A 17,034-nucleotide genomic window follows, 5' to 3' on the forward strand; every position below is an offset into this window, starting at 1 on the left:
GCGCTGGCTATGGACTTACAACCACGAGCGCCCGAACATGGCGCTCGGCGGCATCACGCCCATGCAGAAGCTCGCATTGGCCGCTTAGCTCCACTTTTGGCGATTGCTAAAAATGGGGGGATTACCCCCCCCTGCGACTTGATTGTATCTCATTTGAGATACAAAATAGGTCCATCAAATCCTGTGGAGTCCTCCACCATGGCAGCCCAGACTTCAATGTTGCATGTCCGCGTCGATGAACAATTGAAGGCGGAAGCGACCAAAGCGCTGGCCAACGTCGGCCTGACGGTCTCCGATGCGGTGCGCATCCTGCTGACCCGCGTCACCAAGGAAGGTGGCTTGCCAGTTGGTCTCACCGCCGATCCGCAGGCACACGACGCCTGGTTCCGCACCAAGGTCCAGGAAGCCTTGGCCGACACCCGCCCGGCAATCCCGCATCAACAGGTCATGGACGACGCCCAGGCGCTGATTGACAGGAAGCGCCGTGCCCGTTCTTGAGTGGCGGCAAGTGGCTCGTGACGACTTGCTGGCCATTGTCGACTACATCTCGGACGACAATCCGGAGGCTGCGCAGCGGCTGAAGGACGATGTCGAAGCCAAGGCAGCCGCCTTGCCGGAACATCCCAAGCTCTATCGGATCGGGCGTGTCGCCGGTACGCGAGAGATGGTTGTGTGCTCGAACTACATCGTCGTTTACATGGAAGACCCGTACGCCGTGACCGTTTTGCGCGTGCTGCACGCAGCACAGCAATGGCCATTGGCTGCGCCTTGAATAGTTTCACGCTATTTCGGGGCGGCGATTTTCTTGCGGAAATATATCGATATCTATTTGATTTAAATCAAAATTTGATGTAAATGAAGAATCAAGATAGAGCATTAGCTTTTCGCACGGATCCTGGACAACGAACAATCAATAGATTGCGTGCGTTCCAAGGAACTTTATTGTCTGGGCACATCAGCCGCCACCCATCCTTTGCTCGAGGAGTCGCCATGACCGTGTCCGCCTGGCTGGCTGTCACCGCCCGAACCGTCCTGGTTGCCGGCATCGGATGCGCGATGTTGTCCGGGTGCGCCAGTTCCCCGGGACCGCAGGTATCGGGCAGCGGACGCTGCGACGACAGTTCGCTGGACTGGGCCGTGGACCAGCCGGCGAATGAGGAGAACATGCGCCGCATCGCGCGCGAGAGCGGCGCGGGACTGATCAATCCGATCGGGCCTGCCACGAACCTGCGGCGCGATCATCGCGTCGACCGCCTGCGCGTGTTCATCGATGCCGGCAACGTGATCCAGGCCGTTCGCTGCGAGTGAGCGGTCGGCGCCGGAGGCGAAAGTCCCGACCTGCCGCTTCCAGTCCACCGTGCCGCGCCCGGGCTGCCGGGGGTGCATACTTTCCCGGCGGCGTCAGGCCGGCCGCGACGGGCGGGGGTGCAGGATGTCGATTGCAAGCATGATGCGCAGGTTGCCGGTGTTGCTTGTGCTTCTTCCCTGCGCCGTCGCATGGGGACAGGGGCCTGCGCCCGAAAGCGAAATCCTGTTCCGCGAGGTGCGGGTGCTGGACACCGTGCGCGGCACGCTCGGCGAGCCGACTGACGTCCTGGTGCGTGGCAACCGCATCGCCGCCCTCGGCGCGGATACGCCACGATCGGAATCGGCCGAGGTGATCGAGGGCCGTGGCCGCACCCTGATGCCCGGGTTGATCGACGCGCATTGGCACAGCACGTTCACGGCGCTGTCGCAGGCCGCGATGACCGCGCCGGACGCGAAGCCCGAGTCGCTGGCGGCCACGGTCGCGGCCGAATCCGGGCGGACCCTGATGCGCGGCTTCACCAGCGTGCGCGATGTCGGCGGTCCCGTGTTCGAGCTGAAGGCGGCCATCGATGCCGGCGAGGTGGCCGGGCCGCGGATCTGGCCGTCGGGCGCCACCGTGAGCCAGACCTCCGGCCATGGCGACATGCGCCTGCCGCACGAGCGTTCGCGCCGTTTCTTCGGCAAGCCGTCGCTGGCCGAGGACATGGGCGCGACCTTCATCGCCGACGGGCGCGACGAAGTGCTGACCGCGGTGCGCGAGAACCTGCGGATGGGCGCGAGCCAGATCAAGCTGATGGCCGGGGGCGGCACGTCGTCGGCCTATGATCCGCTCGATGTCACCCAGTACACGCTGGACGAGATGCGCGCGGCGGTCGAGGCGGCCGAGGACTGGGGCACCTATGTCACCGTACATGCCTACACGGTGCGGGCCGTGCGTCGCGCCATCGAGGCGGGCGTGAAATGCATCGAGCACGGTCAACTGCTGGACGAGGACACCCTGGCGTTGATGGCGAGGCAGGGCGTGTGGCTGTCCACCCAGACCTTGCGTCCGAGCACGGAGGCGATGGATCCGCTGCGCCGCGAAAAGCGCAAGCCGGTGATCGAGGGGCAGGCGCGCACGATCGCCGCCGCCAGGCGTGCAGGCGTGCGCATGGCCTGGGGGACCGATTTCCTGTTCGAGCCCGAACTCAACGTCGAGCAGAACGCGTTCATCCTCGGGTTGCGCGACTGGTTCACCCCGGCGGAGATCCTGCGGATGGTGACGCACGACAACGCCGAACTGCTGGCGCTGTCGGGCCTGCGCAGTCCCTACCAGGGACGCCTCGGGGTCGTGGAAGTCGGCGCCTTGGCCGACCTCCTGCTGGTCGAGGGCGATCCGCTGGAAAACCTCGATCTGATTGCCGATCCGGCGCGGAACTTCGCGGTGATCGTGAAGGACGGACGCGTGGTCAAGGGCGAATAGGCCTGGCATGAAACGCGCCTTCGCATGGAGCATCGCCGCGCTGTGCGTGCTTGCGGTCGCGGGCGCGGCGGCCTGGACGCTGACGCCGTGGCCGAAGGCCTTGCTGATCAGGCATGCGTTCGATGCCGGCGGCGAGGCGAGTGCGCAGGCGCTGGCGAAGCATGTGCCGGCGGGGATTTCGGAGATCCGCGACCTCGCCTACCGCGACGGCGACCGCGACGCGCGGCTGGACGTGTTCTTTCCGGAGACGGCGGCGCGCGACGATGCGCGCCTGCCGACCGTGGTCTGGATCCATGGGGGCGGCTGGGTCGCGGGCGACCGCGCGCATGGCGCCAACTACCTGCGGATCCTCGCCGCGCACGGGTTCACCACCGTCGCCATCGGCTATTCCATCGCGCCGGGGAAGCACTATCCGCTGCCGGTGGTGCAGGCCAATGCCGCGCTCGGCTATCTGGTCGACAATGCCGCGCGCCTGCACGTGGATCCCACGCGGATCGTGCTGGCCGGCGATTCGGCCGGCGCGCAGATCGCGGCCCAGGTCGCGACGCTGACCACCAGTCCGGCCTATGCGCAGGCACTGGGCATCGCGCCGACGCTGGCACCGCGGCAGCTGCGGGCCACGGTGCTGGCCTGCGGCGCCTACGACCTCTCGGTGGTCGACCACGGCGGTGCGTACGCGGATTTCCTGGAGACCGTGCTGTGGGCCTACAGCGGCACGCGCCGTTTCCGCGACGACCCGAAGGTCGCGCTGGCCTCGGTCACGGCGCATGTCACCGCGGATTTCCCGGCCAGCTTCATCACCGCCGGCAACGGCGATCCGCTGGAGCCGCAGTCGCGCGCGCTGGCGGCGCGGCTGGCCACGCTGGGCGTCGACACCGACACGCTGTTCTTCGCCGCCGACCGCGCGCCGGCGCTGCCGCACGAATACCAGTTCGATCTCGATGACGAAGCAGGGCGCGAGGCGCTGGCGCGGATCGTCGCGTTCCTCGATGCGCAGGTCGGCGATGCGCGGCCGACCCGGGCGCGGGATATCGGGGACACGCCCGATACGACCTGACGGGGCGTCCCGGCGTCGGGGGCGTTGCCCCGACCTCCGGGGGAATCCGGGAAGAACCGGACAATCCCGGCCTGCGCGCACGAACCGCGCGCCGCGGCTCGTGTATCGTCCGGCCATGCGTTCCGCTGGCCGTCCGTTGCCCCGATGAGTCTCTACGCACTCGATTCCGTGTTCCGCCCCGCGTCCGTCGCCGTCGTCGGGGCGAGTCCGCGGCCGCGCTCGCTGGGCCGGCTGGTGCTGCAGCAGCTGCGCGAGGGCGGTTTCGCCGGACGCATCGGGCTGGTCAATCCGCGCCATGCCGAGATCGACGGGCTGGCGGCGGTGAAATCGCTGCAGGCGCTGCCGTTCGCGCCGGAGCTGGTGGTCATCGCCGCGCCGCCTGCGGACGTCGCCGGGGTCGCCGCGGCGGCTGCGGACAAGGGCGCGAAGGCGGCGATCGTGCTGACCCGCGGCCTCGGGCGCGGCAAGGGTTCGTACAACGCGGCGCTGGCCGAGGTCGCGCGCGCGCGCGGGCTGCGCATCGTCGGGCCCAACTGCCTGGGCGTGATCGCGCCGCACGCGAAGCTGTTCGCCAGCTTCGCCGCGCACCGGCCGGCGGCCGGGGACCTGGCGCTGATCTCGCAGTCCGGCGCGGTCGCGGCCGGGATGATCGAGTGGAGCCGGCCGCGCGGCATCGGGTTCTCGGCGGTCGCCTCGCTCGGCGACGCGCTGGACGTGGATTTCGCCGACCTGCTCGACTACTTCGCCACCGACCGCCACACCCGCGCGATCCTGCTGTACGTCGAGCACGTGCGCGATGCGCGCAAGTTCCTGTCGGCCGCGCGCGCCGCCGCGCGCGCCAAGCCCGTGGTCGTGGTCAAGCCGGGCCGGCACGCACGCGGCAGCGGCGAGCCGCAGAGCCACGCCGCGGCCCTGGCCAGCCCGGACGCGGTCTACGACGCCGCGTTCCGGCGTGCCGGGCTGCTGCGCGTGCATGCGCTCGACGAACTGTTCGCCGCCGCCGAGACCCTGGCGCATCTCGGCACGCTGCCGGGCAAGCGGCTGGCGGTGATGACCAACGGCATCGGCATCGGCATGCTGGCGCTGGATCGCCTGGTCGACCTGGGCGGCATCCGCGCGGCGCTGTCGAAGGGCACCCTCGCCACGCTCGATGCCGAACTGGTGCGCGGCTGGTCGCGGCGCAACGCGGTCGACATGCTCGGCGACGCCGACGGCGCGCGTTATGCCGCGACGCTGGAGGCGCTGCTCAAGGACCGCGACAACGACGCGGTGCTGGTGATGCAGGTGCCGACCGTGCTGTCGGACCCGCGCGAGACCGCCGAGGCCGTCATCCGCACGCTGCGCGCGCATCCGCGCGAGACCGCGCGCAAGCCGATCTTCGCGGTCTGGCTCGGCAACGACCCGAAGGCACTGGCGACGCTGGGCGACGCCGGCATTCCCACCTACAACAGCGAGGCCGACGCGGTGCGCGGCTTCATGTACCTGGTCCGGCATCAGGAGGCGCAGACCGCGCTGAAGGAGACGCCGCCCAGCCTGCCGGCCGATTTCGTCGTCGATGTCCCCGCCGCGCGCGCGGTGGTCGACGCGGCGCTGGCGCGCGGCGAGGAATGGCTGGATCCGGTGGCGACCGCGGCGCTGTTCGCCGCCTACGGCATCCCGCTGGCGCCGTCTTGGCAGGTCGCCGACGCCGATGCCGCGGTGCAGGCCGCGGCGCCGCTGCTGGCACGCGGCGAAGCGGTCGCGGTGAAGATCAGCTCTCCCGACATCCCGCACAAGTCCGACGTCGACGGCGTGCGCCTGAACCTCGCCAGCCCGCAGGCGGTGCACGAAGCCGCCGGGCGCATCCTCGAGCGCGCGCGCGAGGCGCGGCCCGACGCCCGCATCGACGGCCTGACCGTGCACCCGATGATCGTGCGGCCGAAGGCACGCGAGCTGATCGCCGGCATCGCCGACGACCCGACGTTCGGCCCGGTCATCGTGTTCGGCCGCGGCGGCACCGCGGTCGAGGTCATCGACGACAAGGCGCTGGCGCTGCCGCCGCTGGACCTGCGCCTGGCCCACGAGCTGATCGGGCGCACGCGCGTGTCGCGCATCCTCAAGACCTATCGCGACGTGCCCGCGGCCGACGAGCGCGCGGTCGCGCTGCTGCTGGTCAAGCTGGCGCAGCTGGCGGCCGACATTCCCGAGATCCGCGAACTCGACGTCAACCCGCTGCTGGCCGACCGCGACGGGGTGATCGCGCTCGACGCGCGCGTGGCCGTCGCGCCGTCGCGGCAACTGCACAAGGGACGCGGGCATCCACGCTTCGCGATCTTCCCGTATCCGACCGAGTGGGAACGCACGATCACCCTGTCCAACGGCAAGAGCGCGTTCGTGCGCCCGGTGCGGCCCGAGGACGACGCGCTGTTCCGCGCGTTCTTCGACAAGGTCAGCACCGAGGACCTGCGGCTGCGCTTCTTCAGCGCGGTCCGGCATTTCAGTCACGAATTCATCGCGCGCATGACCCAGCTCGACTATGCGCGCTCGATCGCGCTGGCCGCGATCGACCCGGACAGCGGCGAGATGCTCGGCGCCGTGCGCCTGCTGGCCGATGCCAACTACGACACCGGCGAGTACGGGATCATGGTCCGCTCCGACCTCAAGGGCGCGGGACTGGGCTGGCGGCTGATGAAGATCATGATCGAGTACGCGCACTGGCAGGGCCTGCACACCGTCGAAGGCCAGGTGCTGCGCGAGAACACGACGATGCTGGCGATGTGCCGGCAGCTGGGCTTCTCGGTCTCGCCGGATCCGGACGACGCCACGGTCGCGATCGTGCGCCTGCCGGTCGGCGCGGCGGTGGATCCGGTGGCGGGCTGAGAGTACCGCCCGTCTACTGCGGCGGCCGCCGGGGCGCGCTTCAGCCGCTCTTGCGGCCCGATCCCGACTTCCTGCCGCCGCCGTCCTGCTTGTTGACGGTCGCCCAGGCGATGCGCTCGGCATCCTCCTTGGAGCGGCCTTCCTTGCGCTCGGATTGCTCGATGTGTTCGGCCTGGCGCTTCTGCTTGTCGGTGTAGGACGATTTGTCGCCGCGGGTCATGGCGCATCTCCGGGGGAGGGGTGCCGCCGAGGATGCGCCGGCCGGCGTGAGGCGCGGGTCGATGCGGCGTGATCCGGATGTTGCCGGCGGTCGCAACGGCCGCGACGCCAGCGACGATAATGGCGCCGGTGCGCAAGATCCTCCACATCGACATGGACGCGTTCTACGCCTCGGTCGAGCAGCGCGACGACCCGTCGCTGCGTGGGCGCCCGGTGGTCGTGGCCTGGCGCGGCGCGCGCTCGGTGGTCTGCGCGGCCTCGTACGAGGCGCGGCCGTTCGGCGTGCGCTCGGCGATGCCGGCGGTCACCGCCGAGCGCCTGTGCCCGGACGCGGTGTTCGTGCCGCCGGATTTCGCCCGCTACAAGGCGGTCTCGCGCCAGGTCCGCGAGATCTTCCTGCAGCACACCGACCTCGTGCAGCCGCTGTCGCTCGACGAGGCCTACCTGGACGTCACCGCGCCGAAGATCGCCTCGCCCAGCGCCACCGCGACCGCCGAGGCGATCCGCCGCCAGATCCGCGAGGCGACCGCGCTGACCGCCTCGGCCGGGGTCGCGCCGAACAAGTTCCTGGCCAAGATCGCGTCGGACTGGAACAAGCCCGACGGCCTGTTCGTGGTCAAGCCGGCGCAGGTCGAGGCGTTCCTGACACCGCTGAAGGTCGGGCTGATCCCGGGCGTGGGCAAGGTCATGGAAAAGAAGCTGGCCGAACTGGGGGTGGCGACCGTCGGCGACCTGCGCAGCCTCGCCCGCGAGGCGCTGGAGGCGCGCTTCGGCACGTTCGGCGCGCGCCTGTACCAGCGCGCCCGCGGCATCGACGAGCGCCCGGTCGAGCCGGACCAGCCCGTGCAGTCGATCTCCTCCGAGGACACCTTCGAGACCGACCTGCCGCTGGCCGACCTCGGCCCGATGATCGAGCGGCTGGCGGAGAAGACCTGGCTGGCGACCCGCAGGACCGAGCGCGTCGGCCGCACCGTCGTGCTGAAGCTCAAGACCGCGCAGTTCCGCATCCTCACCCGCAGCTTCACGCCCGATGCGCCGCCATCGTCGCAGGACGAACTGACCCGCATCGCGCTGGCGCTGCGCGACCGGGTCGAGCTGCCGGCCTCGACCCGCTATCGGCTGGTGGGGGTGGGGATCGGCGGGTTCCGGGATCGTGACGAACTGCCGGTGCAGGCGGGATTGTTCGGTCTCTGATCCGGTCGCCGCCGTCGCCTGGACCCGACGGACCTGCAGCGAGGGCGATCGCAACTCCTGTCAGACCGGCTTCCAGTCGAACGCCAGCGTCTCGTCCCGCGCGAAGCGCTGCAGGTGGTTCTCGATGACCTGCTGGTAGCGCGCGCTGTCGGTGGCGTCGGGCTGGGTCAGGGTGATCGCCAGCGTGTCGCCGTCGACGACGAAGTCCGCGCCGGCCTCGGGGCCTGCGAACGGGATGAAGGCGTGCGTGTCGCCGTCGCGGCGGATCTCGAACTTGTGGCGCCAGTGGTTGCACAGCGTGCGCAGCAGGCGGGGGGCGTCGTTGGAGACGGTCGTGGTGCGGGTGGTGACGGACATGGGCAACGGCTCCGGTGGGGATGCCGGGGGCATCCGCTGGCCGGCCAGCATAGGCGGCGGCGCAGCCGCGGGAAACGCCATCGCCGCCAACGCTTCGTTGCGCAGCGCGTCGTGGATGGCGGCTTGCGCAGTGCGCGGCGGCGCCTCTCCGCATGCCTGTCGTCCCGGCCGCAGCGAGGGACCTGCCTGTCCGCGTGCACGGCAGTCGGGGAAGTGGACGCTGCGTCATCGCGCCCGTCTCCCCTTCGCAGGAAGAATGGTCGCAGGCGGAAGCGGTATCCGCGTCCATCACCCGGGCACGTCATGCGATGGCCGCCCGGGCCGCGCCGCGCGATGCCGCACAATGGCGGGCCCCCTGCACTGGAATCATGCCGATGGTGGCTGCCGCGTCCGCTCCGAACTTTCCCTGGCCGGTGGTGCTGTTCGACCTCGACGGTACCCTGGTCGACAGCGCCTCGGACATCACCGAGGCCGTCAACCGCATGCTGGAGGAGCTTGGCTGCGCGCGTGTCGGCGAGGCGCTGGTGCGCAGCTGGATCGGCGATGGCGCGCGCGAGCTGATCGCCACCGCGCTGGCGCATGCGGGCAGTAGCGAGGATCCCGATGCGCTGATGCCGCGTTTCCTGCACCACTATGCCGATTGCCTGCTGCTGCATCCGCAGCTGTACCCGGGCGTGCCGGAGACGCTGCAGGCGCTGTACGCGCGCGGGGTGCGCATGGCGGTGTGCACCAACAAGCCCGAGCGCTTCGTCGCCCCGCTGCTCGGGGCGCTGGGCATCGCGCGCTGGTTCGACGCGATCGTCGGCGCCGGCACGCTGCCCGAGCGCAAGCCGAGCCCGCAGCCGATCCTGCACCTGGCCGCGCATTTCGGGGTGCCTGCCGCGCAGTGCCTGATGGTCGGCGATTCCGGCACCGACGCCGGCGCCGCGATCGCCGCGGGCGCGCCGCTGGTGCTGGTGTCCTACGGCTATCCGCGCGCTTTCGACCTGCACGGCTGCGGCGCGGTCGCGGTCATCGACCGTTTCGACGAACTGCTCACGCTGCGCTGACCTGCGCCGGCGGCAGTCCGAGCCGGGCGCGGATCTCCGCGGCGACCCGTGCGGTTTCGCGCAACGGACTGACCGATGCGGGGGGCGGATTGCCGAGGACTGCGATGCGGCCGCGTGCGAGCAGGGCGTCGACGAACCGGCGCGGGCGTCCGCCGACGCTGCCGGGATCGGCCACCCACACCGGTACATGCGTGGCGCAGGCCTCGGACAGCATGTTGACCGAATCGGGCGAGCAGACGATGCGGTCGGCCCAGCCCAGCGCGCCGGCATAGGGATTGGGGCCGTCGGCGTCGCCGGTCCATGCCAGTCCCGGCGCGGTGCCGGCGCGCGCGTGCAGGGCAGCGCGGATCGCATCGGGCGTGCGCCGCGATGCGAGCAGCAGCAGGCTGCCGCCGTCGCCGGGCAGCGCGTCCAACCGCGAGAGCAGCGCGTCGAGCATCGCCATGTCGAAACGGCCGTGACGCGAGTCGCCGCCGAGCAGCACCGCCGTGAGCGGCCCGGGCAGTTGCCCGATCGCCGGGAATGCGGCGCGTCCCGCCGCCAGCCACGCATCGTCGACCGGGTGCAGGCTGCCGAGCAGGGTGACGACGTTGCGGCCGCGCAGCGCATCGTGCTCGGGTACGACCACCACGTCCCAGTGCAATGGATCGAGCCGGGGATCGAGGATCTGCACCACGCGCGCGCCGTGGGCCCGTGCCAGCCGCGTCGCCAGCGCGGCCTGGCGGCCGCAGCCGATCGCCAGTGCCGGTGGTGCCCGCAGTGCCCGGGCGAATGCGTGGCCGAACGCGGCATCGCTGCCGGGCAGGCGCCGCGGCGCCAGCCAGCGCCATGGCGCATGCGGGCCCAGATGCAGGGACCGGGCGCCGGTACCTGCCAGCGCGGCCGCAAGTGCCTCGGCCTGGCGCGCGTTGCCGGCGCGGCCGTCGCTGAGCGCCCATGCCTCGAAGCGGCGCGGATGCATCGAATCGAGCGTCTGCCCTGGCGTCTGTTCCACGTGTGTGATCATCCGTTCCGGCCGGATCCTGCGAGCCGGCGCCCGTGGACTCTACACTGCAGGCCTGTCCCCGCTCGATCCATCCCGAGGTCCCGATGCCAGAAGCCCTGTCCGATGCCGCGCTCGACCAGTTGTTCCGCACCGCCCGCACCTACAACGGGTTCAGTGGCGAGGTCAGCGACGAGACCCTGCACCAGCTCTACGACCTGGTGAAGTTCGGCCCGACCTCGGCCAACGCGTCGCCGGCGCGCTTCGTGTTCGTCAAGTCGGCCGCGGCCAAGGCCAGGCTGGCGCCGGCGTTGAGCGAGGGCAACCGCGACAAGACCCTGGCCGCGCCGGTGACCGTCATCGTCGGTTTCGACGAGGACTTCCACGACAAGCTGCCGTTCCTGTTCCCGCATACCGATGCGAAGAGCTGGTTCGACGGCCCGCGCGAGGGCCGCCACGAGGCCGCCTTCCGCAACGGCAGCCTGCAGGGCGCGTACCTGATCCTCGCCGCGCGTGCGCTGGGCCTGGACACCGGCCCGATGTCCGGCTTCGACAATGCGAAGGTCGATGCCGAGTTCTTCGCCGGCACCGCGATCCGGTCGAATTTCCTGGTCAACCTCGGCAAGGGCGACCCGTCGACGATCTTCGCCCGCTCGCCGCGCCTGCCGTTCGACGAGGCCGCGCGCATCGAGTGACCCGTTCCCGCTTCCGTTCTCCGCCCGTTTCCCGACCCGCCCATATCGAGGACATCGTCATGCGCACCACCCGACTGCTGCTTCCGCTCGCCGCCGCCATCGCCCTTGCCGCCTGCACCCAGCAGGCCCCGTCGCCGGACCATGCCGCGGCATCGACCGCGCCCGCCGGCGAGGCGCTGGCCGAAACCGCCGAGACCGCCGAGCCGGTCGCCGGCGTCTCCGGCACCTACGTCATCGACCCCAGCCATACCGACGTGATCGCGCAGTGGAGCCATTTCGGCTTCTCGCACCCGATCGCGCATTTCAGCGGCGTCGAGGGGCAGATCGTCTATGACGCCGACGACGTGCCGGCTTCGTCGGTCGAGGTGACCATCCCGCTGTCGGGCCTGAACTCGCACGTCGGCAAGTTCGACGACCACCTGCGCAGCGCCGACTTCTTCGATGCCGCCACGTTCCCCGAGGCGACGTTCAAAAGCACCGCGGTCGAGAGCGCAGGCGGCAACAAGCTCAAGGTCACCGGCGACCTGACGATCAAGGACAACACCCATCCGGTGGTGCTGGACGTGACCATCAACAAGTTCGGCGAGCAGCCGATGGCTGGGCGGCCTGCCGCCGGCTTCGATGCGGTCGCCCAGATCAAGCGCAGCGACTTCGGCGTCGGCGCGTACGCACCGAACGTCAGCGACGAGGTCGAACTGCGGATCACCACCGAGGCCGTCGTGGCCGAGGACGCCGCGTCGGCGCCCGCCGCGGCCGAGTAGGCGCGCCTCGCACGACATCCGGACCGGCGCATCCTGCGGGGTGCGCCGGTCGTCGTTTGCGGGTCCGTGCCGGTGCCCGACAATGATCGCGGCCGGCAGGCCCCACCCATCCACCACAGGCAGGCAGCAGACGATGTTGTTCCGTTCCGGCGACCAGCGCGGCCACAGCCGCGGCGCGGGCCACGACAGCCGCCAGGCGTTCTCCGGCGGCGACTACCACGACCCGGCATGGACCGGCTTCGGCGCGCTGCGGGTCTGCAACGAGGACCTGCTGGCACCCGGCGCCGCGTTGCCGCCGCAGCGCCGCGCGAACATGGAGATCCTCGAGCTCGTGCTCGACGGCAGCGTGACCGGCAGCGGCGCCGATGGTGCCGCAGTCTCGCTGCCGGCCGGCACGCTGCACCTGCTCAGCGCCGGCCACGGCGCCGAGCACAGGCTCGCCAATGCGTCGGCCACGCAGCCGGCGCGGGTACTGCGGCTGTGGCTGCAGCCCGACCGCGTCAACGCCTCGCCCGCAGCCTCCATGCTGGACGGCACGCCGGCGACGGACGGCAGCTGGACCACGCTGGCCTCACCCGACGGCCGCGACGGCGGGCTGGCGCTGCGGCTGCAGGGCCGGCTGCAGCGCGCACGGCTGGCGCCGTCGGCCGCGCTGGCGCTGCCGGTCGATCCGGCGCGCCGCGTCTGGCTGCAGGTGCTGGCCGGGACCGTCGACGCCGACGGCCGTCCGCTGCTGGCCGGCGATGCCGTCGGCTGGGACGGCGAAGCCGCGGACGTGCGGCTCGTCGCCGGCGATGCGCCGGCCGACCTGCTGCTGCTGACCCTGCCGCGCTGAAAGGGCCATTGCCGGGTTCTTCGCCGACTTCCGGGATTTCCCGATCGTAGGTCGGGGCAACGCCCCCGACGCCAGGGAGCCCGTCAGGCCACACCGGGCGAGTCCCCGGAGTCCGGGCACCGCATACGTCGGCCGCGTGGGGCCGACCTACGCAAGATCAGGCGGCCATTGTTCCCGCACTCTGGAGAGGAACCGTGTTCGGGACCATCCTGTCGATGCCGTCGACGGCGGGCGCGGTAGAATGGCCGCCTCCCCACGATCGCCGAACACCGCCGTCATGACCGCAGCCACCGTCCAGCCGACGCAAGCCAATGCCCAGCGCTGCTACGAAGTGCATCGCGCCGACCTGCCGCTGAGCTGCCCGCTGCCGTCGATGGCGCTGTGGAACTCGCATCCGCGCGTCTACCTGCCGATCGAGGCCGAGGGCGGCGAGGCGGATTGCCCGTACTGCGGGGCGCATTTCGTCCTCGTCGACTGACCGTGCGTCGCGCGCCGGCGGGGCCCGCATGCGCCGCCCGCTGACCGTCGTGCAGCTGCTGCCCGCGCTGGTGTCGGGCGGCGTCGAGCGTTCCACGATCGAAATTTCCGCGGCCCTGGTCGCGGCCGGGCACCGTGCCATCGTGGTCTCGGCCGGCGGCCGCCTGCTGCCGGCGCTGCTGGCGACCGGCGCTTCGCACGTCGAGCTCGACATCGGCCGCAAGTCGCCGTCGACGCTGCGCCATGTGCGCACGCTGCGCGCGCTGCTGCAGGCCGAGGGCGCCGACATCGTGCATGCGCGCTCGCGGCTGCCGGCCTGGATCGGCTGGCTGGCGCTGCGCGGCATGCCGGCGGCGCGGCGCCCGCACTTCGTCACCACCATGCACGGCCTCAATTCGCCATCGCGCTACAGCGCGATCATGGCGCGCGGCGAGCGCGTGATCTGCGTGTCGCAGACCGTGCGCGACTACCTGCTGCAGCACTACCCGCGGACCGACCCGGCGCGGCTGCGGGTGATCCCGCGCGGCATCGACCCGGCGCAGTTCCCGCCGGCGCCGTCTCCCGACCGCGCCGCGCGCGCGCGGGCCGCGGCGCTGCATCCCGCGCTTGGCGGCGAGGGTCCGCTGCTGCTGCTGCCAGGTCGCGGCACCCGGCTGAAGGGCCATGCCGATGCGATCGCGTTGCTGGCCGCGCTGCGCGGCGACGGCCTCGATGCGCGGCTGTGGATGCCCGGCGCGCGCGAGGCGGGGCGCGAGGCCTACCTGGCCGGCCTCGAGCGGCAGGCCGCACAGGCCGGCGTCGCCGACGCCCTGGCGATCACCGCGCCGACCTCGGAGATTGCCCGCGCCTATGCCGCCAGCGACCTGGTGCTGCAGCTCTCGCGCAAGCCCGAGGCCTTCGGCCGCACCGTGCTCGAGGCGCTGTCGGTCGGGCGCCCGGTGCTGGGCTGGGCGCATGGCGGCGTCGGCGAACTGCTGGCCCAGTTGCAACCGGACGGCGCGGTGCCACCATTCGACGCTGGTGCGCTGGCGGCGTCCGCGCGCGCGCTGCTGGCCCGGCCGCCGGCGCGACCCGGTACGATGCCCGATACGCTGCGCGCGATGCAGGAAGCCACGCTGGCCGTCTATGACGAACTCGACCCCCACCATTGACACCCTGAACCCCGCTGGCGCCCCGGCGCCCGTGCCGCGCCGCGTCGGCTGGCGCTGGGCCCCGCACTGGGTGCTGGCGTTCGTGATCCTGTGGCCCGCGCCCGGCTACGCCGAGGGCGTGATGGTGCTCGGCGCGCTGGCGGCGATCGTCCATCTGCTCGCCTCGCGCTTCCGCGGCGGCGCACAGCTGCTCAGCGCGCCGGCGTGGGCGCTGACCAGCGTGCTGTTCTTCGCCTACTGGCTGCCGGAACTGATCTCCGCTTTCGACTCGGTCGACACCGGCCGCGCGCTGCGCGAGGCGCTGGTCGACCTGCGCTACCTGCCGTTCCTGTGGCTGGTGGCCTCGGCGGTGGCGGATGCGCGTGGGCGGCGCATCACTCTCGGCGGCCTGGCGATCATCGTCGGCGTGTGGACGCTCGACGGCCTGGTCGAGGTGTTCTTCGGCACCAGCCCGCTGTTCTTCGGCATCGACCAGCTCAAGCAGCTGATCAGCAGCCGGCCGATGTGCAGCGTCGAGCAGCTGGCCGCGGCCGATCGCCTCGGCGGCGTGTTGGGGCCGTGCAACCTCAAGCTGGGCGTGGTGCTGGCCAGCCTGTCGCCGTTCGCGCTGTACGCGGCCGGGCGCCGCTTCGGCACCACCGGCTGGCTGGTGGCCGGTGCGGCGATCGGCATCGTGCTGCTTTTCGCCGGCTCGCGCGCGTCGTGGCTGACCTACGGACTGGTGCTGCTGTTCTCCGGCTGGCGGCTGCTGGGCTGGAAGAAGCTGCTGGTGGTGTTCGCCTGCGGCGCGATCGCGGCCGTGGTCGCGGCGCTGGCGTCGCCGCAGGTCCGCGACCGGGTCGAGCGTACGGCGATGGGGCTGTCGGCCGACGAAGCGGGCGTCGACAGCGCGCTGTCGGGACGTACCCGGATCTGGAGCGCGGCGCTGTGCATGGCCCGCGAGAATCCGGTCAACGGCGTCGGCGCGCGCGGTTTCCGCGAGGCGTTCCCGGGCTGCGACCCGAAGGCCGGCGAACTGGCGGTGTGGGGGGATGGCCCGGCGCTGCATGCGCACCAGATCGTGCTCGAGGTACTCAGCGAGACCGGCCTGGTCGGCCTGCTGCTGTGGCTGGCCGGCGTCGCCCTGGCGTGGCGGGCCTGGCATTTCGCCAGTCCCGCGGCACGCGAGCAGGCACGCCCGGCGATGCTCGCACTCTCGGTCACGGTGTTCCCGCTCAACACCCACCTGGCGTTCTATTCGACGTTCTGGGGCGGGTTCACCCTGCTGCTGTCGGCCCTGTTTGCCGGCAGCCTGCTGGCGCGCCCGGAGCCGGAAGCGGGCAAGCATGGCGCTGCGATCCCGTGAGCCGGCGCGGCGCGTCCGTGTAGGAGCACCCTCGGGCGCGATGGGGGATTCCCGTCAAACGTGATCGTGCCCGGATCTGCACTTGCGAAGGACTTCGCTTGCCGGCGTTCCGGTCCTCACCCCACCACCCGCGCCGCGGATGATTCCTTCTCTCCCATTGCGTGGGCGTCGGTTTGTCGGGCCCTTCTCCCTGTGGGAGAAGGTGGCCCGACGGGCCGGATGAGGGGCGCTTTTCCGCGTTGCCCTCACCCCACCAACCGCGTTGCGGTTGGTCCTCCCCTCTCCCGCCCTCGGGCGGGAGACAGTATTCAGTAGGGCGAACCCCCGCCGGGCTGGCGCTTGAAGCGCCGATGGATCCACAGGTACTGCGCCGGCGCGGCGCGGGCCATGCGCTCGATGCCGGCCATCACCACCGCGGTGTCGGCGCTGGCGTCGTCGCTGGGATAGGGCTCGGGCACCGGCCACAGGGTCAGCGTATAGCCGCCGTCGTCGCGGCGCCGGTGCTGGTACATCACCACCGCCGCGCCCGACATGCGCGCCAGCTGGTGGGTCGAGGTCAGGCTGTGCGCGGGGCGGCCGAAGAACGGCACGTAGACCGCGTCGCCGCGGCTCGGGTCCTGGTCGGGCGCATACCACAGCAGGCCGCCGCGCTTGAGGTGGCGCACGGTGCCGCGCACGTCCTGCTTGGGAAACATCGCCGCGGCATAGCGCGCGCGGCCGCGGCGCACCGCCCACTCCATCGCCGGCTGCGCGTGCGGCCGGTACATGCCGGCCAGCGGCACGTAGTCGCACATCAGCCGGCCGCAGACCTCCAGCGTCGTGAAATGGCCGGAGACGACGATCACCCCGCGCCCCGCCGCGCGCGGGCCTTCGATGTGTTCCAGCCCCTCGACGACCAGGTTCCGGCGCAGCGGCGCGATCGAGCCCCACCACGCCCGCGCGAACTCGAACACGCCGATGCCGAGCGCGGCGAAGTGTTCGCGCAGCAGGGCATCGCGCGCGGCGGCGTCGAGTTCCGGGAAGCAGAGTTCGAGGTTGCGCGCGGCGATGCGCCGGCGGCTGCCGAGCACGCGGCGCATCAGGCCGCCGATGCCACGGCCGAGCGCCCGCTGTAGGGCCCAGGGTAGGCGCGCGGCCAGTGCCATCAGGCCGATGCCGAGCCAGGTCGGCCAGGTGCGGGGGGCGAGAGGGGGACGGGGGCGGGCCGGAGGCGCAGGAGTCATCAGGGCATTGTAGGGGGCAGAGGGCAGGGGCCAGGGGCCGGGGGCCAGAGGGCAGGGGCC

17 protein-coding genes and 1 pseudogene are annotated in these 17,034 nt (G+C 71.4%); 14 read left to right on the top strand and 4 right to left on the bottom strand.

Going from position 1 to position 17,034, the window contains the following annotated elements:
* Positions 1 to 198: 198 nt before the first annotated feature.
* The 6 genes from relB to LDO26_RS17780 all read left to right on the top strand — a co-directional run bounded on the left by relB (position 199) and on the right by LDO26_RS17780 (position 6,686).
* Positions 199 to 498: a type II toxin-antitoxin system RelB family antitoxin gene (gene relB / locus LDO26_RS17755; RefSeq protein WP_232132430.1), complete on the top strand. Its 300-nt coding sequence runs from the start codon at positions 199 to 201 to the stop codon at positions 496 to 498.
* Between the two features lie 10 nt (positions 499 to 508).
* Positions 509 to 772: a type II toxin-antitoxin system RelE/ParE family toxin gene (locus LDO26_RS17760; protein ID WP_232132431.1), complete on the top strand. Its 264-nt coding sequence runs from the start codon at positions 509 to 511 to the stop codon at positions 770 to 772.
* 218 nt (positions 773 to 990) lie between these two features.
* Positions 991 to 1,308, top strand: coding sequence for a hypothetical protein (locus LDO26_RS17765; RefSeq protein ID WP_232132432.1), 318 nt, complete (start codon positions 991 to 993; stop codon positions 1,306 to 1,308).
* A gap of 166 nt (positions 1,309 to 1,474) precedes the next feature.
* A complete protein-coding gene (locus LDO26_RS17770) occupies positions 1,475 to 2,770 on the top strand; it encodes a metal-dependent hydrolase family protein (RefSeq protein ID WP_232132433.1) in 1,296 nt (431 codons plus the stop codon).
* A 7-nt stretch (positions 2,771 to 2,777) separates the two neighbouring features.
* The gene (locus LDO26_RS17775; RefSeq protein ID WP_232132434.1) at positions 2,778 to 3,827 is read left to right on the top strand and encodes an alpha/beta hydrolase; all 1,050 of its coding nucleotides are present in this window, start codon (positions 2,778 to 2,780) and stop codon (positions 3,825 to 3,827) included.
* Positions 3,828 to 3,971: 144 nt separating this feature from the next.
* Positions 3,972 to 6,686, top strand: a complete 2,715-nt coding sequence (locus LDO26_RS17780) for a bifunctional acetate--CoA ligase family protein/GNAT family N-acetyltransferase (protein WP_232132435.1) — start codon at positions 3,972 to 3,974, stop codon at positions 6,684 to 6,686.
* 49 nt (positions 6,687 to 6,735) lie between these two features.
* Here LDO26_RS17780 and LDO26_RS17785 read toward each other — a convergent pair.
* Positions 6,736 to 6,906, bottom strand: a pseudogene (locus LDO26_RS17785) (HupB); the annotation flags it as partial.
* A 128-nt stretch (positions 6,907 to 7,034) separates the two neighbouring features.
* Between LDO26_RS17785 and dinB the strand changes: the two are divergent.
* Positions 7,035 to 8,099, top strand: a complete 1,065-nt coding sequence (gene dinB / locus LDO26_RS17790; RefSeq protein WP_232132437.1) for a DNA polymerase IV — start codon at positions 7,035 to 7,037, stop codon at positions 8,097 to 8,099.
* Between the two features lie 60 nt (positions 8,100 to 8,159).
* On the opposite strand, the gene LDO26_RS17795 is transcribed toward dinB, so the two are convergent.
* A complete protein-coding gene (locus LDO26_RS17795) occupies positions 8,160 to 8,456 on the bottom strand; it encodes a DUF2218 domain-containing protein (protein WP_232132438.1) in 297 nt (98 codons plus the stop codon).
* 374 nt (positions 8,457 to 8,830) lie between these two features.
* On the opposite strand from LDO26_RS17795, the gene gph reads away from it, so the two are divergent.
* Positions 8,831 to 9,505: a phosphoglycolate phosphatase gene (gene gph / locus LDO26_RS17800; RefSeq protein ID WP_435594123.1), complete on the top strand. Its 675-nt coding sequence runs from the start codon at positions 8,831 to 8,833 to the stop codon at positions 9,503 to 9,505.
* On the opposite strand, the gene LDO26_RS17805 is transcribed toward gph, so the two are convergent.
* Positions 9,492 to 10,466: a mitochondrial fission ELM1 family protein gene (locus LDO26_RS17805; protein ID WP_232132447.1), complete on the bottom strand. Its 975-nt coding sequence runs from the start codon at positions 10,464 to 10,466 to the stop codon at positions 9,492 to 9,494. The genes gph and LDO26_RS17805 overlap by 14 nt on opposite strands.
* A 128-nt stretch (positions 10,467 to 10,594) precedes the next feature.
* Here LDO26_RS17805 and LDO26_RS17810 point away from each other — a divergent pair, with 128 nt between their 5' ends.
* From LDO26_RS17810 to LDO26_RS17835, 6 genes are all read left to right on the top strand, one after another.
* Positions 10,595 to 11,182, top strand: a complete 588-nt coding sequence (locus LDO26_RS17810; RefSeq protein WP_232132440.1) for a malonic semialdehyde reductase — start codon at positions 10,595 to 10,597, stop codon at positions 11,180 to 11,182.
* A gap of 59 nt (positions 11,183 to 11,241) precedes the next feature.
* Positions 11,242 to 11,943, top strand: a complete 702-nt coding sequence (locus LDO26_RS17815) for a YceI family protein (protein ID WP_232132441.1) — start codon at positions 11,242 to 11,244, stop codon at positions 11,941 to 11,943.
* A gap of 133 nt (positions 11,944 to 12,076) precedes the next feature.
* Positions 12,077 to 12,778, top strand: coding sequence for a pirin family protein (locus LDO26_RS17820; RefSeq protein ID WP_232132442.1), 702 nt, complete (start codon positions 12,077 to 12,079; stop codon positions 12,776 to 12,778).
* A 277-nt stretch (positions 12,779 to 13,055) separates the two neighbouring features.
* On the top strand, positions 13,056 to 13,256 hold the full coding sequence (locus LDO26_RS17825) for a zinc-finger domain-containing protein (RefSeq protein ID WP_232132443.1): 201 nt from the start codon (positions 13,056 to 13,058) through the stop codon (positions 13,254 to 13,256).
* A gap of 28 nt (positions 13,257 to 13,284) precedes the next feature.
* Positions 13,285 to 14,406 (top strand): glycosyltransferase, encoded by a 1,122-nt coding sequence (locus tag LDO26_RS17830; protein WP_232132444.1) that lies wholly within the window; start codon positions 13,285 to 13,287, stop codon positions 14,404 to 14,406.
* Positions 14,381 to 15,751 carry an O-antigen ligase family protein gene (locus LDO26_RS17835; protein ID WP_232132445.1) on the top strand — a complete coding sequence of 457 codons (1,371 nt, stop codon included), beginning with the start codon at positions 14,381 to 14,383 and terminating at the stop codon, positions 15,749 to 15,751. The genes LDO26_RS17830 and LDO26_RS17835 overlap by 26 nt, the downstream gene beginning before the upstream one ends.
* 308 nt (positions 15,752 to 16,059) lie before the next feature.
* Here the strand turns inward: LDO26_RS17835 and lpxL are convergent, their stop codons facing one another.
* Positions 16,060 to 16,974, bottom strand: coding sequence for an LpxL/LpxP family Kdo(2)-lipid IV(A) lauroyl/palmitoleoyl acyltransferase (gene lpxL, locus LDO26_RS17840; protein ID WP_232132446.1), 915 nt, complete (start codon positions 16,972 to 16,974; stop codon positions 16,060 to 16,062).
* Between the last annotated feature and the right edge of the window lie 60 nt (positions 16,975 to 17,034).

Origin of the sequence: Proluteimonas luteida, assembly GCF_021191695.1 — a bacterium.
Lineage (GTDB): Bacteria > Pseudomonadota > Gammaproteobacteria > Xanthomonadales > Xanthomonadaceae > Luteimonas > Luteimonas luteida.